Origin of the sequence: Pedobacter sandarakinus (assembly GCF_026240095.1) — a bacterium.
GTDB classification, from domain to species: domain Bacteria; phylum Bacteroidota; class Bacteroidia; order Sphingobacteriales; family Sphingobacteriaceae; genus Pedobacter; species Pedobacter sandarakinus.
Window position 1 is genome coordinate 504,919 of sequence record NZ_JAPIVG010000003.1, and the last position, 24,146, is coordinate 529,064.

Sequence of the window (24,146 nt, forward strand, 5' to 3'; positions counted from 1 at the left end):
AATTTGATATAAAAAATCCCGATGCATTATCGGGATTTTTTGTTTTATAACATTTTTGCCGCATTTAGTTCAACAGGCGGGTTATTCATGGCGTTTCCCTTATTCAGTTTTAAAACGCCCTTCACCCTGATGGGGAGGTAGGTAAATTTAATTGGTTCTGCCATTTCTACTAGCACCATAATTGGGATACCATTTTTACCACAGTAAAAGCATTGGTTAATCGGAAGTGTAGAAAGCATAAACTTAGTCTGCTTCATTCCATCTTTAATGGGTACAATGTATCCAGAAAGTTCAAAAGGTTTGTTTTCGTATTTCTGAATATTTGGATTATAAATTGCGTAGGTTTCTGTCGGTTTTACGGTCTTAATTTTTACGCCACCAATAACATCCCAGTTTGGAGAGTCCATCTGGTCGCTCGGATCGTGCTCTTGCGCCCGGGATGCAAATCCCACAAATATTAAAAAAAGGAAAGCCAGTTGTTTCATTTCAGTATGTCTTGTAAATTACAAAGGTACTAAAATAGGCTGTTGCCATTCGTTAAAGAATTGTTACAATTGCTAGAATTCAATTTTCAACCGTAAACCGCCATTCGTTAGGTTTAAATTATCCTTCGAAAAAGTTTTCATCGGCAACCTTAAAAAAGGCTCAATAGCAATATTATTTTTCTTGGAGATTTTCTGTTTATAGCCTAGCGAAAAGTTGTAGAAGCCTATGTACTTGTCAGGATCAATCGCCGATTCGGGCTGTGTTTCGGTTGTTTTGGCGGTTACGATATAACTTTTTAGATCGGCCGTGCCATTGGTTGTAGGCGAAGAGAACGTTTGTACTTCGTTAGCCAGATAGGTGTTTTGTTGCGCATTGTTGATTACTGCCAATGCAGAAACCCCTACGCCAGTATAAAGTTTATCACTTATATTGTATTTTAATTCTAATGGGATATTTACGCCGCGTACCTTTGCATCAACCGATTCGAGGTTTCTGCCAGATAAGCTTTGCGGCGCCGATGCATTTTGAGATTGAGTAGCACTTAACGAGGCATAAGAAACCCCAGAACTTATTGATAATTTGTTGGCAATAGCATAAGATAGTGAAAAGCCATAATTCATATTCACCTTGTTGTCGTTACCCATAGCAGGCGCTACATAAACATCTTGTTCCCATTTTTGATTTTTGCTCGGTTTCGGTAATTGTCCTTTTTGTTCATTTTGCTTACTATCCATCGCTAACAGGTCTTCAAACGTACGCACACGTGGTTTTGCTTGCTCGTTATGCTGCAGCATCGGTTCAATGCTTTTAGCACTTAAAGGTTTAGCCAGATCAATGTTCGTGATGTTGTTATCCAGGTTAAATTTGCTTGAAACGGATGCAAATGCATCTGGCAAATTGCCTTCTGTTGCATTCATTTTTGTTTCTATAGTACCAGGAGATTCCGTATTGTAATTAGCGTCGAGCGGTTTCTTGGTATTAGCTTGTCTTTCAATCCTGTTCTCCATTTTAACAGCGGCACTTTTCTCGATAACTTTGGCGCCTTCCACGGGGATTTCTCCATTTGTAGGTTTTTTACCCACATTCTTTACAAGCTCAACGCTGGGCACTTGGTTATCGCTGTTGTAGAAAAATATTCCTGAAAAAATCAACAGAATTGCAGCCGCCGTCCACAGTGGCCATAAAACAAATCCCCTGCGTTTGTCATCTTTTTTTTCAGAAAAACGCTCCCATGCCCCTTGAGGATATGGTTCCTCATGGTTTTGAAGTTGTGTGGTGATATGTTCAATTAATTCTTTATCCATTTTTTTTGTATGTACAAACCATTGTGTTAAGGTAAAGGCTCCTTAATTTACTTTTCGATCTTGTTAGGTAAACCCTACTAGAGCTTTCAGGGATATTGAGCATTCTGGAAATCTCCTCGTGGGCAAAGCCTTCGATCTCGTATAAGTTAAATACCAGTCGCTGATTATCTGGCAGCTGATCAAGTAGTTTCATAATATCATTAACATGCAAATCTGAAGTTACGGAAACTTGACTCGCCGGATGTTCATCTTCCGCTAGGTCGTCTACATAAAATTGTATTTTGTTACCTCTAATTTTATCTATCGCTGTGCGACAACCAATTTGGGCAATCCATCCTTTAAACGACTTTTGAAGTTCTTCTGGATTTTTGGGATGCCTGAAGGTGTGTATATTTTTAAACACTTTGATGAAAGTATCATTCACAAGTTCTTCACTATCTGAAAGATTCTTCGTATACCTTAAAATAATGCCCATTAGATAGCCATAGAATGATTTATACATCATTTCTTTACAGCTTTTATCGTTTTTTACGCAGCCCTTTAAAATTTCCTCAAATTTGAGTATTTTTTTTATCACGCGATGAAGGCCTATTTACTCGAATTTGTCATCAGCTTATAACCAATATCTTCAATTCTTAATTGCACAAAATTAAAGAAAATAACACCATCCGTTTCCAGAATGGTGCTATAATCAATAGGTAGATGGTTGTTATTTATTATTCATGATGGCTAGTGCAAATTTTGTACTATCTGTTGTACTGCTTAAGCCTTTCGCCCAAATGGTATAAATTTTCCCTTTTTCAATCTTCACCCCTGGGAGGGTAGCCCTAACCGTATTGCCTTCCTTAACCTGAAAAGTATAGCTTTCAGCAGGCATTATGCCGGTAAATGGCGTAAAGGTCTTAAATGCTTTTGCTGTGAATAATGGGGTTGCCGTGCCTTCAATTGCTAAGTCTAACGATGGTGAGCCTGGACTTAAATTAATAAAACGCACATTTGCTTTGTCGGTTTCTGGTGCCTTTAAATCATCTTCAACCACTAATAGTTTTGTCGATTTTAGTGTATCTACAACAAAAATAGAATAGAAGCCGCCTTGTTTAAAAGTTGCGTTGGCGTTGGTAAGATATTTAAGAGAATCTTTTTTTGCTACGCCCACTAGCCGGGTTCCTGGATATGCTGCATAATAACCGCGATCGTTATTAAAGGTAAAGGTGCCGATTTTCTGATTGTCTAATACAAAATCCAAAGGGCCTGTACCAGGCGATGCATGTACAAATCCAATTCCTGCAGCTTCGATCGGATCATCATTCCAATCTTTTTTGCAGGCAGATAAGAGAAGTGTAAGGGCAAAGAAAGCGCATATAAATTTAGTAGTAGAGGCAAAATAATTTTTAGTTTCCATGTGTAGTTAAATCAATTTTATAAACAAAATTGGTTAATGGCCATTAACTCTTTTTTCTTGTAAAACGATTAACAAAAGCGAAACGCTACACTACAATTGAAAATTAATTTACAGTAAGCGTACTCTTATAAATTAATTTGCTTGGAACCGATTTGCCATTTAATCGAGCCGGCTTAAAAGCGAAGTCTTCCTCCTTGATTTTCAGGTCCATCGAAATTATTTTCTTAAGATCACCTGCACCCACCTCAGCCTCATATTTTGTAAGCTTGCCAGCCTGATTTACGTAGAAAACCAGCAATACTTCATGCACCCCGGGGTACTTTCCAAACTCTTGTGGTGGGCTAAATTGTTTTTTTAAAAAAATAAACCATAATCATCCCCACCGATCCTCATCGCTCGAATAACTTTATCGCCTGGCTTCAAAGAATCAATTTCGAAATATATGGTACTGCTGGGCGGGTTGTACTCAACTTTCTTGGTAGTGTAGTTATATATCTGTGCCAAAGAATCTAATTGGTTATAAAAACTCCACCGTCCGTATCGCTCATTATCCTTATACAATCCGCTAGCAATTATTTTCTTGCCCGACTGGATTCTTGCCATGCCATTTTTCACCCTGATATTCGATTTTAAACTCGTGACATGTTCCACAAAGCCGCCCCTGATTAGGCGGTAGTGGGTATGGGTACTATCGCTCTTTTGTGCATAACTGCAGAAGGGCAGTAAAAAAATCAGGCATGTGTACCACCATCTCATAAAATTATTTATTAGCTACATAAAGAAAAAGAGTTTTGATATGAAATCAAAACTCTTTTAACTTTATAAAAAAAGATTTAATTAAGCATACATTTCCTCGCGAAGTTTGGCTACTTCAGGGTTATTTATGTATTCATCGTAGGTCATTAATTTATCAATTGTGCCTTTTGGCGTAATCTCAATAATTCTATTCGCTACAGTTTCTGTTAATTGATGATCTCGTGAGGTAAATAGCACAGTACCTTTAAAATCCTTCATTCCATTGTTTAGAGCCTCTATCGATTCTAAATCCAGGTGATTGGTCGGTTCATCAAACATCAACAGGTTGGCTTGTTGTAACATCATTCTCGAGAACATGCAGCGCATTTTCTCTCCTCCAGATAATACCTTTACATTTTTTAGCACCTCCTCACCAGAGAACAACATCCTTCCTAGAAAACTCCTTACAAACTGCTCATCTGCATCGGTACCCGAGTATTCACGCAACCAGTCTACAAGGTTTTCATCTTTATCAGCAAAGTATTCAGAATTATCATTGGGTATATCTGCGGTACTAATGGTAACACCCCATTTGAATTCTCCTTTATGGTCGGTATCTCTTCCGGTAAGCACATCGTAAAAGGCTGCAGTTGCCAAACTGTTTTGGGAAAGCACGGCAATTTTATCACCCTTGTTAACCATAAAAGTTACCTTATCGAACAAAATGCCATCGTTGCCGCTCTTACCTAGGTTTTCTACCTGTAAGATTTGATCTCCGGCATCACGTCCTGTATTGTTAAAAATAATAGCGGGGTATTTTCTACTTGAAGCCTTAATTTCGGTGATATCAATTTTATCGAGCGCTTTTTTACGTGAAGTTGCCTGTTTAGATTTGGATGCATTGGCACTAAACCTGCGGATAAATTCCTGCAATTCCTTCACCTTATCTTCCATTTTCTTGTTCTGGTCGCTGCGCTGTTTCAGTGCCAGCTGACTAGATTCGTACCAGAAAGTGTAATTACCGGTATAGATGCTCATTTTAGCGAAATCGATATCTACAATGTGCGTACACACGGCGTCTAAAAAGTGCCTGTCGTGAGAAACCACTAAAACGATATTTTGGTAATCGGCAAGGAAGTTTTCTAACCAAGCAATGGTTTCGATATCTAAATCGTTGGTAGGCTCATCCAGCAATAAAATATCCGGATTACCAAACAATGCCTGCGCTAACAATACCCTAACTTTTTGTGTATTATCTAATTCTTTTAGCAACTTATAATGATTGTCTTCTGTAATCCCCAGATTACTTAACATGGTTGCTGCATTGCTTTCCATGTTCCAGCCGTCCATTTCTGCAAAAATATTTTCCAGTTCTCCCGCACGCTCGCCATCTTTCTCCGTAAAATCTTCTTTCATGTAGATGGCATCTTTTTCCTTCATAATGGAATAAAGTTCCTTATGACCCATCATCACCGTTTCTAATACAGTAAACTCATCAAATTCATAGTGGTTTTGTTTTAAAACCGCCATTCTTTCGCCTGGAGTAAAAGCTACACTTCCGGAAGTTTGGTTAACCTCACCAGATAAAATTTTCAGGAAGGTTGATTTTCCTGCACCGTTGGCGCCAATAACGCCATAACAATTACCCTGGGTAAATTTTAGGTTAACATCCTCAAATAAAGTGCGCTTGCCGTATCGTAAAGATAAATTAGAAACTGAAATCATACTGTAAAATAAATAAGCCGCAAAGATAGGCAAAAAGGTTGAGGCTGGAAAGGCTGATGCCGTAGAAAGCCTCCCAAAACATCTTGAATTAGTACAGTAGCGGAGTAGATAATCAAATTTAAAACTGCTAAATTTGTTGTTATTATACTTTAAAAACGGAAAAAGTTCCTGCATAAGCAGAAACTTTTTATAGATACTTTTTTACCCACTTGCTATCATGCAAATCTTCGCAATTAGACAAATTTTTTGGGCCATTTAATAGGTGATTACCTGCTCTTCCAGATGCTCTGGTAAATCACGGTAGTTATATTTTTGTCCGCGGAGTTGCGGTTCGAAACCGGCATCTCGAATGGATTGCTGTATGCCACTGGCAGTAAAACGGTGTGGAGCACCAGCAGCAGACACTACATTTTCTTCAATCATAATCGAACCAAAATCATTTGCACCTGCATGCAAACATAATTGCGCCGTTGTTTTTCCTACGGTTAGCCAACTCGCCTGGATGTTTTTAATATTTGGCAACATGATCCTGCTTAAAGCAATCATACGAATGTACTCGTCGGCGGTTACATTATTGCTTATGCCTCTCAGTCTTTTTAATAAAGTGCCATCATCCTGAAAAGGCCAAGGGATAAATGCCAAGAAACCATTAGCATCGGCAGGTTTTTCACTTTGTACTTGTCTTATCCATACCAAATGTTCGAAACGCTCTTCTATCGTTTCTACATGACCAAACATCATTGTTGCCGACGTGGTGATATCTAACTGGTGGCAAGCACGCATCACGTCTAACCATTCCTGTCCGCCGCATTTACCTTTGGAAATCAACCTGCGAACCCGGTCGTTTAAGATTTCGGCACCAGCCCCAGGTAACGAATCCATGCCTGCAGCCTTAAGCGTTTTGAGTACTTCAGTATGGCTAATCCCTTCTAGTTTGGCCACATGAGCTATTTCCGGTGGACCTAAAGCGTGAAGTTTTAAATCTGGATAGAGTTCCTTTAATTTTTTGAATAAATCTGCATAAAAATTTAAGCCCAAATCTGGGTGATGCCCGCCCTGAAGCAATAGCTGATCTCCGCCTAAACGGAAGGTTTCCTCGATTTTAACTTTGTAAGTTTCAATGTCGGTGATATAACTTTCATCGTGGCCTGGCCTGCGGAAAAAATTGCAGAATTTACAATTGGCAATGCATACATTCGTGGTATTTACGTTCCGATCTATTTGCCAGGTCACTTTGCCACTTGGCACCTGAATTTTTCTCAACTCATTGGCAATAAACATCAGCGACGCCGTATCGGCATGATGATATAAGTGCATGCCTTCTTCAAGCGTTAAAAAATCAAAATGTAGGGCCCGTTGTAATAAATCGGCTGTATTCATTGTACAAAGATAGTTAAAAGGGCGTGAAGGTTTTAGCACTATGGTTTGCGCTTTGTCAAAAAAACCGTTAGATGATTTTAAATGAGATAATCCCTTTAATCGCGGTCTGCAGTGCCATCATTTTTAATATCTTTACGATTCTAAAAATTGATATGGTAGATTTTAATCGTTTTACACTTGCCAATGGTTTAAAAGTTTTGGTTCACGAAGATCCAACAACGCCTATGGCAGTTTTAAATATTTTATATGATGTTGGCGCTCGTGATGAGGATCCTGAAAAAACAGGTTTTGCCCATCTTTTTGAGCACTTGATGTTTGGTGGTTCGGTAAATATTCCAAGTTACGATGAGCCTTTACAGCGTGTGGGAGGAGAAAACAATGCCTTTACCAGCAACGATATTACCAATTACTACATTACCCTACCAGCAGAAAACATTGAAACTGCATTTTGGTTAGAAAGTGATCGGATGCTGAGCCTTGCCTTCTCTGAGAAAAGCCTGGAAACACAGAGAAACGTAGTTAGTGAGGAATTTAAGCAGCGGTACCTAAATCAACCATATGGCGATGTGTGGTTAAAACTTCGTCCACTTGCTTATAAGAAACATGCCTATCGCTGGGCGACCATCGGTAAATCACTTTCACACATTGAGAATGCAACCATGGCCGATGTTAAAGCTTTCTTTAATAAGCATTATACGCCGCAGAATGCAATCTTGGTAGTTGGTGGAAATGTGAAAACAGCTGATGTGAAAGCGATGGCCGAAAAATGGTTTGCGCCTATTCCAGCCGGTGAGAAATATGTAAGGAACCTGGTTCAGGAAGATCCACAACTGGAGCAAAGAACCGAAACGGTAGAGGCACAAGTACCCTTAAATGCGATTTATCTTGCCTTCAAAATGCCAGGAAGGCATAGTCAGGACTATTATGCATTTGATCTGCTATCTGATATTTTATCTCGTGGAAAATCGGCTAGGTTATATACTAGCTTGCTTAAAGAAAAGCAGTTGTTTAGCGATATTAATGCGTACATCTCCAGCAGCTTAGATCCTGGATTATTTATTGTAGAAGGTAAACTCGTAGAAGGCGTAAGTATAGAGACAGCAGAAGAAGCAATCTGGGTAGAATTAAATAAACTTAAGGTAGATCTGGTTTCAGAGATGGAACTCACGAAAGTGAAAAATAAGGTAGAATCGGTGTTGGTATTCTCAGAAATGAGCTTGCTCGATAAAGCCATGAATCTGGCCTATTACGAATTGCTGGGCGATGCAGAAATCCTTAACAAGGAAACAGATCAGTTTTTAGCCGTAACTGCTGAAGATATCAAAAGAATTTCAAATGAAACCTTCCAGAAAGCTAATTCATCAATTTTATATTATTTAACAGAAGAACATGCTTAACAGACAACAGGCACCTGATTTTAAGCAGGTATCAACGATAAACTTTATCCAACCTACTAAACGTGAACTTGATAATGGGGTTCCGGTTTACACCATTTATTCTGGTGAACAGGATTTGGTGAGGATCGAATTTATCTTTAGCAACGTTAATTGGGACTTAACTAAACCTTTGCAAGCTATAGCAGTTAGTGCCATGCTTAACAATGGAACAAGTAAACTTACATCAAGAGAAATTGCCGAGAAGATAGACTTCTATGGTGCATTTTTTCAAACCGAGTATGTTCAAGATCAATCTTCTGTAACACTTTACACGTTAAATAAACACCTAACAGCGGTGCTACCAGTGGTTAAAGACGTCTTGTCTGATAGCCAGTTTCCGCAACAAGAGCTAGACATTTACGTACAGAACCAAAAACAAAAGCTTCAGGTTAACCTGCAAAAAAATGATATACTTGCCCGTAAAGCTTTCTCTAATGCCCTCTTCGGCGATACTGCTTACGGGGTAGATATTCAGGCAAGACATTATGACGAGCTTAATCGAGCTGATTTAGTTAATTATTTTAAAGCGGCTTATGCGCCAAACAATTGTACAATTGTTGTATCAGGCAAATTCGATGAGCCTGGTTTCAAGCAGTTGAACGACAACTTTGGAAAGGATTGGGAACACAGTAATTGCACTAAAAATAGTTTCACTTTCGATATTGGAACAAAGGAAATTGTTTTTAATGAGCGTGCCGATGCTTTGCAATCTGCCATCAGAATTGGCAAAATAGCCGTTAACCGTAAGCACGAAGACTTTCCAGGGCTACAGATCTTAAATACAGTTCTTGGCGGTTATTTCGGTTCTAGGTTAATGAATAATATCCGCGAAGATAAAGGGTATACTTACGGTATTGGTTCAGGAATTTCCTCATTAGAAGACGCCGGTTACCTCTTTATTTCTACAGAAGTAGGAGCAGAGGTTTGCAGTGCAGCCTTAACTGAAATTTACAAAGAGGTTGAATTGTTAAAAAATGAGTTGGTTGGTGAAGAAGAGTTAGCACTGGTTAAAAATTACATGCTGGGTGCAATGTTGGGAAGTTTAGAGAATGTGTTTTCACATGCCGACAAATTTAAAAATATTCATTTTTTTGGCCTCGGTTACGACTATTATGATCGTTATATCGAGAAAGTTAAAAATATTAGTGCCGAGGAAATTTTGGCTTTGGCAAACAAATATTTAACTACCGAAAACTTTATTGAAGTAGTAGTAGGGAAGAAGTAGTTAGTTATGAAGAGCCTATTGTGCGCAAACACTTATTTGTTGCACAATAAGCTTTCTAGATAAGATTTTTATTACCTGTATTGACACAAATAGGCTACTTGCGCAGATGCTTTGACCTTGAATGTTGCATCAGCCGGAATTTCAAATGCTGTTCCAGCTTTAAAACTTTGCCACGCTGTTTCATCAGGGAGCAAAACAGTTAATTCCCCTTCGATAATTTTCATGATTTCGTGTTTTGCAGTATTGAATTGGTATTCGCCTGGATTTATCACGCCAATAGTAGAACTTCCATCGCTAGTTTCATAGCCAAGCGATTTAACATTTCCTTCAAAATAATGGTTTTCTGTAATCATTCTGTATACCTTGCTCTATAAAGTTTTCGTTAATATAGCTTTTTGTTTATCAGCCAGGTAAACTTTTTTGTAAAAATCTACAAAGTCATTATACTTCTCCGGGGGATAATTTTTACTGTTCATAACCTGCTTCCGGGTGTAGATGATGGTATTATCTTTGGTAGTAAATTTGGCAGTGTAAGTGCCAAATTCTGTAGTAACGGCAATATCCTTTGGTAAGAATTCAACGGCATATCCTTTCGGCAGAGTAATGGCCAGCTCATCTTCATCATCATAGCCAAATGGAACAGCAAAATTGGTCTTCCTGTTTTCTACTTTTAATGGAACATTTTCTCTCCTATTGATCTGATTTACTGTTAAAAACACTTTATCGCCAGACTTAGTAAAAAGCTGATTGGTTTTACAATTGATTTCTTCAGTAATAACAGGCAAAGCCTTATCAGCCTGTACGTACTTATAGTTGGTGAGTTCGGCAATAGGAACTGATGCATTTTCGATAATCCGCTTACGTTGGTCGATTGGTTCTAATAGTGTAATCCCGAATTTTTCTTCAAATTGCGCATTGCCGTAAGTGGATTTTAAAGCCAATTCTGCAGTACCGTTTTCGGCCAGGTTAATGGTTGTTTTTCTGCGCTGATAGTTGTCTTTAGGCATTAGCGCTGGCGTACTAATCACTTTTCCGCCTTGCTCTGTGATCATCAATACCTTCCGGTTAGCATTGCTGTAGCCAATAAACCCCATCGGATCGTACTGACTGGTGCATTCTAAAAATGTAGTATCATTTTTAAGCGGCACACATAAAATCATGTGGTTTGCTTGGCCCATGCTGGCGTAATCTGGGTTCAAACTGGGCATGCCATTTCCAATTACGATTAGATTTGCAGGAATGCCGGCTTCGTTAAGTAAGGCTTTCATGTAGTTCGAAAGCGCCTTGCAGTCGCCATAATTAACCTGGGCAACCTTTTCTGCCAAAATAGGTCTAAAGCCGCCTATTCCCAACTGAACACTCACATATCTGGTATTCTGTTGCAAATGGCTATATAAAATTTTAATCTTCTCCTGCGGCGTTTTTGCATCCTTAACAAGATTTTGCACTAGCACCTTGGTTGCTTCCGGAAGTTTATTGCCACCCTCATTTAAGGCATACATCCAATTGCCAAATGATTTCCAATTGCTAAAATCACCTTTAGAACCATCGTATTCAAACTGGTTCGGCGACACCTTTACCCAACTAGAAACATTTTCCAGGCCTGTACTCAATGGTTCCGACACTACTGCAGGGGTATGCTCACTCTTCCAACTGTACTGGATTTTATCACCAACAAGGGTGGAATCCGTTTTAAGATTGGTGCTGGTTAAATATCGCAATTGATAACCTTTATTTTTCTGAATAGTGTAAGTCGATTTTTCTGTTGATACACCAAAGCTTTTCAAATTTTCCCAGGAAGGGAAATATAATAACCCCTTAAAATCTTTGCTAAAACTATATTCAATGGTATAGGGGTATGCCAAGCTTACAAATTTTAACGACTTTAACCTGTTATCCTCAAAGATTGAAAAATCAGAAATCATGCTAAAATCTTTAACATCAGCTGATTTATATTCTTTAACTTTTTTTCCGGAGGCATCGTAGAGTGTTGCTTTAATGTTGCTGATGCTCATGAACTTATCATACACTTCATTCATCTCTGCAAATTCATCTCCAGCTTTATTCAAAATGGTTATGGCAACTTTATAATCATACTGGGCAGCGCTTGGGCTTTTTATATCTAAATATTGTGTCTCATTTCTAACAACGGCAATGGCATCTTTGGTTAATGTTGCGGGTATTTTAGCAACATCGTAAATGCCTTGCGAAAAAACTTGGGTAGCACTAGAGATCAGTAGAGATAGTGTTAATAGATGTTTCATTATGCTTTCTTTTTCAAAACGATTTGTTCGGCCTGTTTCTCAACAATTGCCTTAAATAATTCCTTCAAATCAAAATATTCTTCAGATGTGTAAATAGATTTATTGATGCTAATGCTACTTCTAACCAAAATAGTCTTTCCTTCAACAACATAATTGATCATAAAACTTCCCTTGTCTTCAGGGAGTTTGTAAATGCCGCCCTTAGGCAATTTATCTACGTCATAATCTTCAGGAAATATCAACGTAATTCGGTAAGTTTCTTTAAATGGAAAGGCAAAGTCCACAGGGAATTTTCTTTCCTCATGTTTGAATAAATTTTCTTTTGTTCGTTCATAAAGAAGAGGCGAGAAATAAATTAGATTTCCGGTTTCCTCCACATTATCGTCAATCTCCACATCCATTGATTCTGTTAATAGCTCATCTAAAGTGTCAAGATTTTGGATGGTGTAATTTTTAACTTCTAACCCAGGTTTATCTTTCTTAAAGTTTTTAATAAACTCGGTGTCATTATTTGTTTTTCTGTAACGTGATCTTAATCCAAGTGCTGCATATCCTTTCGAATACATATTAATTAGTCCTTTGAGTTTATTTTCTTTATCGAGTGTCAAGGTGTAAGAAAATATTTTTTCATTTGGAGTAGCCGGTTCGGTCGAAATCCAGTTTCCAATCTGGCCTTTCATGTTAATCAGAAATCCTTTATGACTTAAACTTTGTTCATTGATCATGCCTATCGGAAGATCTTTATCAGTGCCGTCGAGCAAATACATCTTGTTGCCCACTTTTGCTAGTAGGACCACATTATTAAAACCCGAAATTACGGGGAATCCAGGGTGCTCGCCGTTTTTTCTTGTACTCAGCAAAACGGGGAATGCATCAATTTTGGCTTCTCTAAGCAAACTGAGCAAAGAAAGGTTGATATCTGCAGAAGAACCGGTTTTTTTCTCAAACACATTTTTTGGATTTGTTTGGGTGGTATAAAGCGCATTTTCTTCATTCCATTTCACGTTATGCTTTACATAATCAAAAACCTGATTAATAACTCTTAGTGAATCTTTTTCCCCTTTTAAGATTCCAGGTAGAACTGATTTGGCATAGGCATTTCGGTACACGAAAGCCCCAAAGTTCTCGTCCGCATCAAGGTTTGCTATAATCTGACCCCAAGACCCGTTATAATCTCTATATACGTCATTAGGAAAGTTTGTTGCCCTTAATTCAAACGATATCTTTGGAATGTAATCATCCATTGTAGTGATCATGGGTTCCTCTTTTAAGGCCGGAACATTTTCGGCAATGTACTGGTCATAATTGGCCGTAGACGAAATACCACTGATGTATGTCGCATTAACCGATTCGTGAATGGGACGGTGAATGGGATAATATCCACTTGTATTATGCTTGTAATTAAAATATTCTGGAATCTTTACATTATATTCCGACCATAAAGTTGGAATGTTAGACTGGAACTGCCAGCCGCGAAGGGTAAAAATAAAGTCTGATTTAATTTTGTATTTAAACTCAATAATAGAACCTTCTTTTACGTTGGGTAAGGCAAATTTTTTGATGACGTAATTCTTATTAAACTCCTCAGTGAACTTTGCATCTTTATTTAGCTTACTAACTGCAATTTTGCCATCAACCAGATTGTAGGTTGCTGCGTCCATGTAATTAAGATCCTCCTTGGCCTGGTTACTTTGCTTAAATAAATTAACCTTAAAGTTGGCCAGATCATAACCACTTTTTGTTAAAATTTTATAGCGAAGATGTCTTTCGAAAACATATACGAAGCTGCCAGTAGATGCATTAATTTCAAAGTAGCAATTGCCAACATCAAACAGTTTTATGGCTGCCGATGCTGAGTCTGGTCCAGAAGCTTTAGTTTCAAACTCGGTATTGTCTACCTTGCCAAATTTAAATTCTTTTTTTACTGTTTTCTTGGTTTGTGCATAGCTACTGCTTAACCCAGCGCATAGCAATAGGAACAGGAGTTTGAGAGCGATTTTTTGCATCGATAAATTATGTTTGGTTATAGCACAATGATAGAAATATTTTTTTAATTATGCAGTTTAAACATACAATCTAAATCTCTCTTATGAGCTGTTTTGATGTATGTTTCATTGTCTGCGCAAAACCTAAATTACTAGGTCTTAAAAGAATCAATAGCCTATCAGGTGGAAAAACTATAGAATTTGAGCGCATGTGGCCAAATGTGATTTGTCAGTTAAGCTCAATATTTGTTCGAAATAGCTCGGTAACTTTTATTTTCCTTGTTTTTTTGTATCTTTGCCTGGCAAATAATAAATCGTAATTTATTTGCTATGCAACTCGACTCCACAAAATTTATTGCTACAGGTTTAACATATGATGATGTACTTCTGGTACCTGCATATTCAGAAATTCTGCCGCGTGATGTAAAAACTGCCACTTATTTAACCAAAAAAATAAAACTTAACGTGCCCCTAATTTCTGCTGCCATGGATACGGTAACAGAGGCTGCGTTAGCAATTGCCATTGCACAAAATGGTGGTATTGGAATGTTACATAAAAACATGACGATCGACAGGCAGGCTGAGGAGGTTCGGAAAGTTAAGCGTTCTGAAAGTGGCATGATTCAAGATCCGGTAACGTTATTGGAAACTGCGGTTGTAGCTGATGCCTTCAAGATTATGAAGGAACATAAAATTGGCGGTATTCCAGTGGTAAGCAGCGATAATATGTTAGTCGGCATTATCACTAACCGCGATTTACGTTTTCAAAAGGACATGGCCAGGCCAATTGCAGAGGTAATGACCAAAGACAACTTAATTACAGCGCCGGAAGGAACCAATTTGATTCAGGCAGAGGAAATTTTGCAAAACCATAAAATTGAAAAATTACCTGTTGTAAGTAAGGATGGCTATTTAAGCGGGCTCATTACTTTTAAAGATATTTCTAAAGTTAAAAACTACCCTGTTGCCTGTAAAGATGAACGCGGTCGCTTACGTGTGGGTGCAGCGGTAGGCGTTACTGCCGATACCCTTTTACGTGTTGATGCACTTGTGAACGCCGGGGTAGATGTTATTACCATTGATACCGCTCATGGACATTCTAAGGGAGTGGTAGATAAATTAAAAGAAGTAAAAGCAAAATATCCTGATCTGCAGGTTATTGTGGGTAACATCGCTACTGGTGCTGCAGCAAAATTTCTAGCTGATGCTGGTGCAGATGCCGTAAAAGTGGGGATCGGACCAGGTTCTATTTGTACCACGAGAATTATTGCAGGTGTAGGTGTGCCGCAATTGTATGCAGTTTATGAGTGTGCAAAAGCATTGAAAGGAACTGGCGTACCAGTTATTGCCGATGGTGGTATTAAGCATACTGGCGATATAGCTAAAGCCATTGCTTCAGGTGCAAGTACCGTGATGGCAGGTTCGTTATTTGCCGGAGTAGAGGAGTCGCCAGGTGAAACTATTATATATGAAGGGCGTAAATTCAAATCTTACCGCGGTATGGGATCAATAGAGGCAATGGAGCAGGGTTCGAAAGACCGTTATTTTCAGGATGTTGAAGATGACATCAAGAAACTCGTGCCGGAGGGAATTGTTGGTCGCGTACCATATAAGGGTACCCTGGCAGAAGTAATGTACCAATACATTGGGGGGTTACGTGCAAGTATGGGGTATTGCGGTGCAGCTAGTATTGAAGCACTACAAGAAGCGCAATTCGTTCAAATTACTGCAGCGGGTATGCGTGAGAGTCATCCACATGATATTACCATTACCAAAGAGGCACCTAATTATACGAGATAATCTTATTTAAGTCAATAAAAAAGCGAGGCGGTTAAATTACTGCCTCGCTTTTTTTACGCCTATCTAATTGAAATTTTTCTGGCAGAAAACAAGGTTAAAAGTACACCGAATCCTAGAAAAAAATAACTGGCATCTAGTGGGCATTCTAAGGTTGTGGAAACAAGGATACCCGAACCTACACCAGAAATGTTACATGTTCCACCTGTTTGGGGGTAAGAGCATCCAGCAGGAGCCGGATCAAGTGATGGATTTTTTGCCCAATTTGAACTGCCTCCGTTTTGGTTAGTATAGACCCTGCCAGTAGTGTTATCACGGCATCCAACCTGCCCGTAACTAAGAAGATTAAACGCACATAGTGTAAAACAAAAAAGAAAAAATTTCCCCATAATAATAGCATAAGATAATGTTGCTTTTATCCAAGGATGTGTCAAGGGGATTGATCCCTCAAATATAACTCATTATTTTCTGCAAAATAAAATTTGGTAATAGTGTTATTTTAATATATTTGCCTACTAAATCTATAGACATTATATATATTATGAAATATCTTAAAAATTTATTTAAACCGAATCGATGTTAACGCTTATATCCACGAACAACTATGCGCACAATTATCTACCAAATCAAGTTTTCAAAACCATTTATATTATCAACATTACCATGAAAAAAAGTTTACTCGCTCTATTCTTCATTATTTCGTCGATCACTACAATATATGCTCAAACCACTGTAACGGGCGTGGTGAAGGGCGAAAATAATATTACTATTCCTGGTGCAACCATAACGGTTAGAGGTACAAAGATTAGTGCCGTTAGCGATGGAAATGGGGTTTTCAGTGTTGATGCAAAGCAGCAGCCACCATTCTACATTCGAATCAGTTATGTAGGGTATAAACCTCAGGATTTCCAAATTCTTAATTTACCTTCAACCCCAATAGAACTCACGCTGGTAGCCGATACCCAGCTCGATGAAATCGTGGTTACCTCCAGAAGACGCTCGGAGGTCTTGCAGGATGTTCCGATCCCAATAACTGTTATTGGCGGGCAAGCAGCGGAAAATGCTGGCGCTTTTAACGTTAACCGCTTAAAGGAATTGGTTCCGTCGGTACAGTTATACGCATCAAATGCCCGGAATACAACCTTAAATATCCGTGGGCTAGGCTCTACCTTTGGTTTAACCAATGATGGTATAGACCCAGGCGTAGGCTTTTATGTAGATGGCGTTTACCATGCTCGCCCTGCTGCTACATCTACAGATTTTTTGGATATCGAACAAATTGAAGTAGTGCGAGGACCCCAGGGAACGCTGTTCGGTAAAAATACCACTGCAGGAGCTTTTAATATTACATCAACTAAACCTACACAAACGCCAACTGCTAAAGCAGAAATCAGTGTTGGAAATTACAGCTTTTTACAAGCAAAAGCATCTGTTTCTGGCGGTTTAGCCAAAAATTTGGCGGCAAAAATTTCATTGTCGGGTACCCAGAGAGATGGCACTATCTGGAACACGAGCGAAGAACGAAAGTATAGCGGCCAGAATAATATAGGTTTCAAGAGTCAATTGTATTATACCCCTTCAGATAAATTGAAGATAATGTTGAGTGGCGATGTAAGCGTTCAGCATCCGGCCGGGTATCCATTGGTTATTGCTGGCGTAACAGAAACCAAAAGGAGTGCTTATCGCCAATATGCCAGGATCATTTCCGATTTAGGTTATCAACAACCGAAAATAGATCCTTTTTCACGGGAAATTGATACAAATACGCCATGGAGGCACAATCAATCTATTGGTGGAATTTCATTAAATGTAGACTACACCATTGGCAATGGAACACTAACATCTACAACTGCATGGCGTTTCTGGAATTGGGATCCCACAAACGATCGTGATTTTTCAGCGCTTTCTGCCTTAACAAAATCGCAAGGGAATTCTCGTCACGATCAATATTCGCAAGAAATCCGCTATGCAGGAAACCTTTCCGAAAAAATAAGTGGTGTAATAGGTGTATTTGTGCTTGGTCAAAACCTTCAGGGCTTAGATCAAACCGAAGAAGTTGGGAAAGATCAGTGGAGATTTGTTCAAACCAGCAATACCGGTCTGCAAGCCCTATACGCTACACCTGGTTTGCTAGATGGTTTTGGTATTAAAACCAACTCAACCATCAAATCATTAAGTGCAGCTGTTTTCGGTCAACTAGACTGGGAAGTTATAGAACATCTTCATGTACTACCCGGGCTTAGGCTTACGTACGATAAAAAGGATGTAGACTATAACAGAAACACTTACGGTGGTTTGCAAACAACTGATGCCAACCTATTGGCGCTAAAAGCTGCCGTATATAGCAATCAGCAATTTAACACCAGCACCAGCAACCATAATCTTTCTGGTAATATTACCGTTTCTTACCGGCCCACTTCAAAGCTAAATGCATTTGCCACTTTTTCTACGGGGTATAAACCCGTTGGCGTAAACGTAGGCGGCTTGCCAACCACATCTTCGGGTGCGGCAGACCTATCCCTGGCGGTGGTTAAACCAGAATATGTAGAACATTATGAGTTGGGTGTAAAAACTAAACCATTTAAAGGGGCAATTTTAAATATCACAACATTCAATACCAATATTAAAGATTATCAAACCAACGTACAATCGCCACAACTTGGTGTAAACAGAGGGTATTTAGCAAATGCAGAAAGGGTTAATGTAAAGGGTGTAGAGATTGATGGAACCTACCAACCCGCTCCGTTTCTGTCAATTAATGCTGCACTTGCATACCTAGATGGTAAATATGTAAAGTTTACAAACGCACCCTTACCGCTGGAAGAAACAGGCAACACGCAAACAATTAATGGTGCAGTTACCCAAGTTGCCTTTAAAGATGCATCAGGCGGTAGCTTGCCAGGCATTTCTAAATGGAATACGTCTGGTGGTGCAGAATTTAGCACGCCAGGAAGCCTTGTTACCCGTATAGGTCGGTATTTTATTGCAGCAGATGCAAGCTACCGGTCTACCTATTCATCAAATGCAACACCATCTACGGTACTAAACGTTAATGGCTATGGCCTGGTTAATGCCCGGTTGGGTTTCAGATCAGAAAAGTTCTCTGCCTTTGTATGGAGCCGCAACATTGGTAACAGGAATTATTTCGAGCAATTACAAGCAGCCGCAGGTAACTCTGGCTTGTATGCCGGCGTACTTGGCGATCCGCGTACATACGGTGCAACGCTCCGTTTTACCTTTTAAATTCTCCTGTTTATAATATTTGGTTTAAATGCGTCGATTTATTCGGCGCTTTTTTTTGTAGCGCAAGTGCTGGTGCGTATCGGCTGCGGCAGTCCCGCTGTCCTTCCAATCTTTTTGTGATGGGAAAGCGGCGATTTTTGCTGCTGCAACAAAAAGGATTTCCATCCCATCGGGTCTAGAAAGATAGTGCTGTGTTCCTTTTGCCGGCCCAGGTAGCTAAACCTTATAGCGCGGAAAGCCCACAGCCCAATTCTTCTTTGGGCGAGGACTTGCAGCAATAGAAGGACGAACAATAAAATGGATTACTTCAACTGCTTTCCAAAAAACGTCTGTAACCAATTTGTGCAGAATTAAAATTTACAAAAAGACGATAAAATATTACCTTCGATAAATTTTTAAAACTGAAATGAATAAGCTGAAGGCAGTTTGCGTGTATTGTGGCTCTAATTTTAATGGCGATGAGCAGCTAAGAAAAGTAATTAAACAGCTTGCCGATACCTTATGCAGCGAAAACATTAACCTGGTGTATGGAGGGGGAAGTGTGGGTGTAATGGGTGTTCTGGCTAACAATGTTCTGGCAAATAATGGTACGGTAACTGGTGTAATACCGCAGTTTTTGATGGATAAAGAGGTGGGGCACAACGGTATTACAGAAATGATTGTAACGGAGAATATGCACCAGCGGAAGCAGAAAATGGCCGATTTATGTGATGGGTTTATCATTTTACCAGGCGGCTTTGGAACTTTAGAAGAATTTTTTGAAGTGCTTACCTGGCTACAGTTAGGCTTACACCATAAACCAATAGGCGTGTTAAATGTAAACGGATTTTATGATTCGCTTTTTGCGCAGATGGACATGATGGTGCAAAGCAGGTTCCTGAAACAGGCCAATCGCGATTTGGTATTTAATGAAACTGATGCCGCTGTTTTAATCGAGAAAATGGACCAATTTTCTGCTACACCAGATGATGTTTGGTTTAAAGAAAGGAACTTGGCATAACCGGTTAGCGTACAAATTATACTTCAATATAACATCAAATAACTACAGGAGCAAAATCATATTACCATGCAAATCATTACCTCACATGCAGCTTTTGAAGAATACCTGGGTAAAGAACTGGGTGTTTCATCATGGCATACTGTTACTCAAGATCAGATAAATAAATTTGCCGCTGCAACGCTAGATTTTCAGTGGATACATACCGATGAAGAAAAGGCTAAAAATGAAGGTCCTTTTGGCACTACAATCGCTCACGGCTACCTTACTTTATCACTTATTCCATTTTTATGGAAAGAGATTGTGGATATTCAAAATTTAAAAATGGAAATTAACTATGGCATAGAAAGCTTAAAGTTTGCACAGCCTGTTACAGTGAATAGTAAAATTAGGTTAAGGGCTAAATTAGCTTCCATTGTAAACCTGCGTGGTGTAACTAAAGTTCATATGGGCATAGAAATGGAGATTGAAGACCAAAAGAAACCTGCTTTTACAGGTGAGGTAGTTTTTTTATACCACTTTATTACCGCTTAACTTGTCGGTGCGCTTGTTTTAGTCTTTCCTAAACTTCTTTTTAATAAGCTGGCCTAAGGGTTCGCCTTCTAAATCTACCAAAGTGCTTAATTCCAACTCGAGTGCTTTGGTACTGATCTGAATTTCTATTAGCGAGATAATTAGCGAAATCATAAAGAAGATTAGACTCGTAGCGAATAAGATTTCCCCTGCAAGATTCCACTCTAAATAAATAAAAAACATACAAAATAAACAGCTGGCAAAACTTAATACCCCAAAGGCCTGCATGTTTTTAATGAGCTTTAAACGATAGCGTAAATTTCTAATTTGGTTTTGCAAACCAATATTCTGCTCGCTTTCTTCGTATTTAGCTTTTAAGCTCCTAACCAAAGTGGCCAAGGCTAAAAAGCGATTGGTATAGGCCAGCATAATTAAACTAATAGCAGGAAATAATAAGGCAGGAATATTTACGGTAAGTTCCATCGATTAAGATTTGAGCAAAATTATTAATTTAAATGGATTTGAAGGTAATTTAATAGGTAGATTAACTTTTAATACGGGCCCATGTTTATGGTTAACGTGTTTAATGCATCGTATCTCATTTAGTTTCCGAGCGGAAGAAAACGCCTATTGAAATAATAGATAGACCCGATTTGGAGCGATAGATGATTCAAAAGATGTTCTTTCACTGTTGCTTCTATTGTTGCGTGCCTCTCGCTGTAGACCAGAAACCAAATTAGTCTCCACGCTTTTTATAAAAATAAATTTAAATTGCCTTCATGAATATCGAATTCAATAAAAATGAGGATGTAAACAAGCAATTAGTTTACGAATTAAGAACAAAACTAAAAAAAATATACCAGGGTGGTGGTGAGAGAAATGCTGCTAAACAGAGAGAGAAAGGCAAGTTATTAGCTCGTGAACGCATCAAATATCTCATAGATAAAAATAGCGATTTTTTGGAGGTAGGTGCTTTTACTGCTGATGGGATGTATGCCGAACAAGGCGGCTGTCCATCGGCAGGCGTTGTATGTGGTATTGGTTATGTAAGTGGTAGGCAATGCATGATTATTGCCAACGATGCTACTGTAAAAGCAGGTGCATGGTTTCCCATGACCGCCAAAAAAAACCTTAGGGCACAAGAAATAGCCATGGAAAATCGATTGCCTGTAATTTACCTGGTAGATAGTGCAGGCGTTTATCTTCCCATGCAGGATGAAATTTTTCCAGATAAGGAGCATTTTGGACGGATGTTTCGAAATAATGCTTTGATGTCTTCAGAAGGGATTGTACAGATCTCGGCTATTATGGGCGCCTGTGTTGCTGGTGGTGCTTATTTGCCGATTATGAGCGATGAAGCCATGATTGTAGATAAAACCGGATCGGTGTTTCTGGCCGGTTCTTATCTTGTAAAATCGGCCATTGGCGAAGAGGTAGATAACGAAACTTTAGGTGGTGCCACAACCCATTGTGAAATTTCTGGCGTTACCGATTACAAGCACCCAAATGATGAGGCTTGTTTAGATAGTATTCGCAATATTATGAGCATGTTGGGTGCCCCTGAAAACGCAGGCTTCGATCGCATAAAACCTGCTGTACCCAAGTTAGACCCGCAAGAACTCTATGGTATTCTTCCCGAAAATCGGGATAAACCCTATGAAGTTCTCGATATCATTCATCGTTTGGTAGACGATTCTGCTTTTGAAGAGTATAAGCAAGGTTATGGCCAAAGCATTGTTTGCGGTTTAGGTAGAATAGATGGATGGGCCGTGGGCATTGTGGCCAACCAACGAAAAGTGGTTAAATCTAAAAAAGGGGAGATGCAGTTTGGGGGCGTCATATATTCCGATAGTGCCGATAAAGCGACCCGTTTTATTATGAACTGCAATCAAAAGAAAATTCCGTTGGTTTTTCTGCAAGATGTAACTGGTTTTATGGTTGGTAGCAGATCAGAACATGGTGGCATTATTAAAGACGGTGCAAAAATGGTTAATGCCGTTGCTAATTCTGTGGTGCCCAAATTTACGATTGTATTGGGCAACTCTTATGGTGCAGGCAATTATGCTATGTGTGGTAAGGCTTATGATCCGAGATTGATCTATGCCTGGCCGACTGCTAAAATCGCGGTCATGGGAGGCGCTCAGGCTGCGAAAACATTACTTCAAATTCAAGAAGCTTCGCTTAAAGCCAAAGGCGAAGTAATTACACCTGAAAAAGAAGCCGAGTTACTAAAAGAAATCACCGACCGCTATGATAGTCAGACTACACCATATTACGCGGCTTCCAGGTTGTGGGTAGATGGAATTATAGATCCCCTGGAGACAAGAAAAGTAATTTCGATGGGAATAGCGGCTGCAAACCAATCGCCAATTACCAGAAAGTTTAACGTTGGTGTAATTCAAACATAGTATTTGTCAGTACAGAATTATTTCTAAGCGATGTATTAACTGCCATTGCGCTCAATTTTCAATGATATCGTCGGCTGTTAATAAGTAAACTATGTTGACAATGTTTACTTGCCCACAAACGTTTAAAGGCTTAAATTTGCCAAGCAAATAACGAATTTCAAAACACACGATAAAAATGTCACAAGAAAACGAACACGTTCAGTGTTTAATCATAGGTTCTGGCCCCGCCGGCTATACTGCGGCCATTTATGCGGCTAGGGCCGATTTAAAACCGGTAATGTACACCGGCATGCAAGCTGGTGGACAGCTTACTCAAACCACCGACGTAGAGAATTTTCCTGGTTACCCACAAGGAATTATGGGCCCTGAAATGATGGAAGATTTCCGTAAACAAGCAGAGCGTTTTGGTACCGACATTCGTTTCGGTTACGTAAGCACAGTAGATTTCTCATCTGCTCCTCATAAAATTGTTGTTGATGAAGTTAAAACAATTACTGCAGATACTGTGATCATTGCTACAGGCGCAACTGCCAAATGGTTAGGCTTGCCCAGCGAGCAACAATACAATGGTTTTGGAGTTTCTGCATGTGCCGTGTGCGACGGATTTTTCTTTAAAGGACAAGATGTAGCCATTGTAGGTGCTGGAGATACCGCGGCAGAGGAGGCTACCTACCTTGCCAAGTTATGTAAAACAGTTCACGTATTGGTCCGTCGAGATGAGTTCAGAGCCTCTAAAGCTATGGTAAGCAGGGTTTTGGCTACACCAAATATAGTGGTGCATTACAATACCGAAACCCAGGAAATTTTAGGTAACGGTAAAAATGTAACAGCGGTTAAAGTTGTGAATAATAAAACCAACGTGGTTTCTGACATTGCAGTAGAAGGATTTTTCGTTGCCATTGGCCATAAACCTAACACAGATATTTTTCAAGGACAGTTAGATATGGACGATACTGGATATTTATTAACTAAGCCAGGTTCTACCTTAACCAATATCGAAGGTGTTTTCGCTTGTGGCGATGTTCAGGATATGTACTATCGCCAGGCGGTGACCGCAGCAGGTTCTGGCTGTATGGCTGCCTTAGATGCAGAACGTTACCTGGCCGCCAAAGAACATCCTGTAGAGGCTTAGCAGATTTAATGCATTTTAAAAAGAGAAACCTAGATTCGGTTTCTCTTTTTTTGTGCCTGAAGATTTTATTTCCCCTTTGTAAGTGGCTCGCTGGAAGAAATCTGTAGCAGATGG

22 protein-coding genes are annotated in these 24,146 nt (G+C 39.3%); 8 read left to right on the plus strand and 14 right to left on the minus strand.

The genetic code is table 11. The annotated features are described in order from the left end of the window. Positions 1–44: 44 nt before the first annotated feature. The 8 genes from OQ268_RS10770 to OQ268_RS10805 all read right to left on the minus strand — a co-directional run bounded on the left by OQ268_RS10770 (position 45) and on the right by OQ268_RS10805 (position 7,032). Positions 45–485, minus strand: a complete 441-nt coding sequence (locus OQ268_RS10770; protein WP_265856132.1) for a hypothetical protein — start codon at positions 483–485, stop codon at positions 45–47. Between the two features lie 72 nt (positions 486–557). Further along, complete coding sequence (locus OQ268_RS10775; protein WP_265856133.1) at positions 558–1,790, minus strand: hypothetical protein; 1,233 nt, start codon at positions 1,788–1,790, stop codon at positions 558–560. Then, positions 1,783–2,295, minus strand: coding sequence for an RNA polymerase sigma factor (locus OQ268_RS10780; RefSeq protein WP_265856134.1), 513 nt, complete (start codon positions 2,293–2,295; stop codon positions 1,783–1,785). Before OQ268_RS10780 ends, OQ268_RS10775 begins: the two co-directional genes overlap by 8 nt. Positions 2,296–2,499: 204 nt before the next feature. Continuing rightward, positions 2,500–3,192 (minus strand): DUF4397 domain-containing protein, encoded by a 693-nt coding sequence (locus tag OQ268_RS10785; protein ID WP_265856135.1) that lies wholly within the window; start codon positions 3,190–3,192, stop codon positions 2,500–2,502. A 103-nt stretch (positions 3,193–3,295) separates the two neighbouring features. Continuing rightward, a complete protein-coding gene (locus OQ268_RS10790) occupies positions 3,296–3,502 on the minus strand; it encodes a hypothetical protein (RefSeq protein WP_265856136.1) in 207 nt (68 codons plus the stop codon). 44 nt (positions 3,503–3,546) lie between these two features. Continuing rightward, complete coding sequence (locus tag OQ268_RS10795; protein WP_265856137.1) at positions 3,547–3,948, minus strand: hypothetical protein; 402 nt, start codon at positions 3,946–3,948, stop codon at positions 3,547–3,549. 81 nt (positions 3,949–4,029) lie between these two features. After that, complete coding sequence (locus tag OQ268_RS10800; protein ID WP_265856138.1) at positions 4,030–5,652, minus strand: ABC-F family ATP-binding cassette domain-containing protein; 1,623 nt, start codon at positions 5,650–5,652, stop codon at positions 4,030–4,032. A 255-nt stretch (positions 5,653–5,907) separates the two neighbouring features. Beyond that, on the minus strand, positions 5,908–7,032 hold the full coding sequence (locus OQ268_RS10805) for a CofH family radical SAM protein (RefSeq protein WP_265856139.1): 1,125 nt from the start codon (positions 7,030–7,032) through the stop codon (positions 5,908–5,910). A gap of 152 nt (positions 7,033–7,184) precedes the next feature. On the opposite strand from OQ268_RS10805, the gene OQ268_RS10810 reads away from it, so the two are divergent. Continuing rightward, positions 7,185–8,429 carry a M16 family metallopeptidase gene (locus OQ268_RS10810; protein WP_265856140.1) on the plus strand — a complete coding sequence of 415 codons (1,245 nt, stop codon included), beginning with the start codon at positions 7,185–7,187 and terminating at the stop codon, positions 8,427–8,429. Next, positions 8,422–9,693 carry a M16 family metallopeptidase gene (locus OQ268_RS10815; RefSeq protein WP_265856141.1) on the plus strand — a complete coding sequence of 424 codons (1,272 nt, stop codon included), beginning with the start codon at positions 8,422–8,424 and terminating at the stop codon, positions 9,691–9,693. The genes OQ268_RS10810 and OQ268_RS10815 overlap by 8 nt, the downstream gene beginning before the upstream one ends. A 71-nt stretch (positions 9,694–9,764) precedes the next feature. Here OQ268_RS10815 and ppnP read toward each other — a convergent pair whose 3' ends face one another. Genes ppnP through OQ268_RS10830 form a run of 3 tightly spaced genes read right to left on the minus strand, consistent with a single transcriptional unit; the run spans position 9,765 to position 13,963 of the window. Continuing rightward, on the minus strand, positions 9,765–10,046 hold the full coding sequence (ppnP, locus tag OQ268_RS10820) for a pyrimidine/purine nucleoside phosphorylase (RefSeq protein WP_265856142.1): 282 nt from the start codon (positions 10,044–10,046) through the stop codon (positions 9,765–9,767). A gap of 15 nt (positions 10,047–10,061) precedes the next feature. After that, positions 10,062–11,957 (minus strand): DUF3857 and transglutaminase domain-containing protein, encoded by a 1,896-nt coding sequence (locus OQ268_RS10825; protein WP_265856143.1) that lies wholly within the window; start codon positions 11,955–11,957, stop codon positions 10,062–10,064. After that, positions 11,957–13,963 carry a DUF3857 domain-containing protein gene (locus OQ268_RS10830; RefSeq protein ID WP_265856144.1) on the minus strand — a complete coding sequence of 669 codons (2,007 nt, stop codon included), beginning with the start codon at positions 13,961–13,963 and terminating at the stop codon, positions 11,957–11,959. Before OQ268_RS10830 ends, OQ268_RS10825 begins: the two co-directional genes overlap by 1 nt. A gap of 309 nt (positions 13,964–14,272) precedes the next feature. On the opposite strand from OQ268_RS10830, the gene guaB reads away from it, so the two are divergent. Next, complete coding sequence (gene guaB, locus OQ268_RS10835; RefSeq protein WP_265856145.1) at positions 14,273–15,742, plus strand: IMP dehydrogenase; 1,470 nt, start codon at positions 14,273–14,275, stop codon at positions 15,740–15,742. Positions 15,743–15,801: 59 nt separating this feature from the next. On the opposite strand, the gene OQ268_RS10840 is transcribed toward guaB, so the two are convergent. Then, positions 15,802–16,128 (minus strand): hypothetical protein, encoded by a 327-nt coding sequence (locus OQ268_RS10840; RefSeq protein WP_265856146.1) that lies wholly within the window; start codon positions 16,126–16,128, stop codon positions 15,802–15,804. A 274-nt stretch (positions 16,129–16,402) separates the two neighbouring features. On the opposite strand from OQ268_RS10840, the gene OQ268_RS10845 reads away from it, so the two are divergent. Then, a complete protein-coding gene (locus tag OQ268_RS10845; RefSeq protein ID WP_265856147.1) occupies positions 16,403–18,982 on the plus strand; it encodes a TonB-dependent receptor in 2,580 nt (859 codons plus the stop codon). Between the two features lie 24 nt (positions 18,983–19,006). Here OQ268_RS10845 and OQ268_RS10850 read toward each other — a convergent pair whose 3' ends face one another. Next, positions 19,007–19,147: a hypothetical protein gene (locus OQ268_RS10850; RefSeq protein ID WP_265856148.1), complete on the minus strand. Its 141-nt coding sequence runs from the start codon at positions 19,145–19,147 to the stop codon at positions 19,007–19,009. Between the two features lie 241 nt (positions 19,148–19,388). On the opposite strand from OQ268_RS10850, the gene OQ268_RS10855 reads away from it, so the two are divergent. Further along, positions 19,389–19,982 carry an LOG family protein gene (locus OQ268_RS10855; protein WP_265856149.1) on the plus strand — a complete coding sequence of 198 codons (594 nt, stop codon included), beginning with the start codon at positions 19,389–19,391 and terminating at the stop codon, positions 19,980–19,982. A gap of 66 nt (positions 19,983–20,048) precedes the next feature. Beyond that, the gene (locus OQ268_RS10860; protein WP_265856150.1) at positions 20,049–20,513 is read left to right on the plus strand and encodes a MaoC family dehydratase; all 465 of its coding nucleotides are present in this window, start codon (positions 20,049–20,051) and stop codon (positions 20,511–20,513) included. Positions 20,514–20,531: 18 nt separating this feature from the next. Here OQ268_RS10860 and OQ268_RS10865 read toward each other — a convergent pair whose 3' ends face one another. Further along, complete coding sequence (locus OQ268_RS10865; RefSeq protein WP_265856151.1) at positions 20,532–20,975, minus strand: DUF2721 domain-containing protein; 444 nt, start codon at positions 20,973–20,975, stop codon at positions 20,532–20,534. 296 nt (positions 20,976–21,271) lie between these two features. On the opposite strand from OQ268_RS10865, the gene OQ268_RS10870 reads away from it, so the two are divergent. Continuing rightward, positions 21,272–22,900, plus strand: coding sequence for an acyl-CoA carboxylase subunit beta (locus OQ268_RS10870; RefSeq protein WP_265856152.1), 1,629 nt, complete (start codon positions 21,272–21,274; stop codon positions 22,898–22,900). Between the two features lie 175 nt (positions 22,901–23,075). Then, the gene (gene trxB, locus OQ268_RS10875) at positions 23,076–24,032 is read left to right on the plus strand and encodes a thioredoxin-disulfide reductase (protein ID WP_265856153.1); all 957 of its coding nucleotides are present in this window, start codon (positions 23,076–23,078) and stop codon (positions 24,030–24,032) included. Positions 24,033–24,146: the final 114 nt, after the last annotated feature.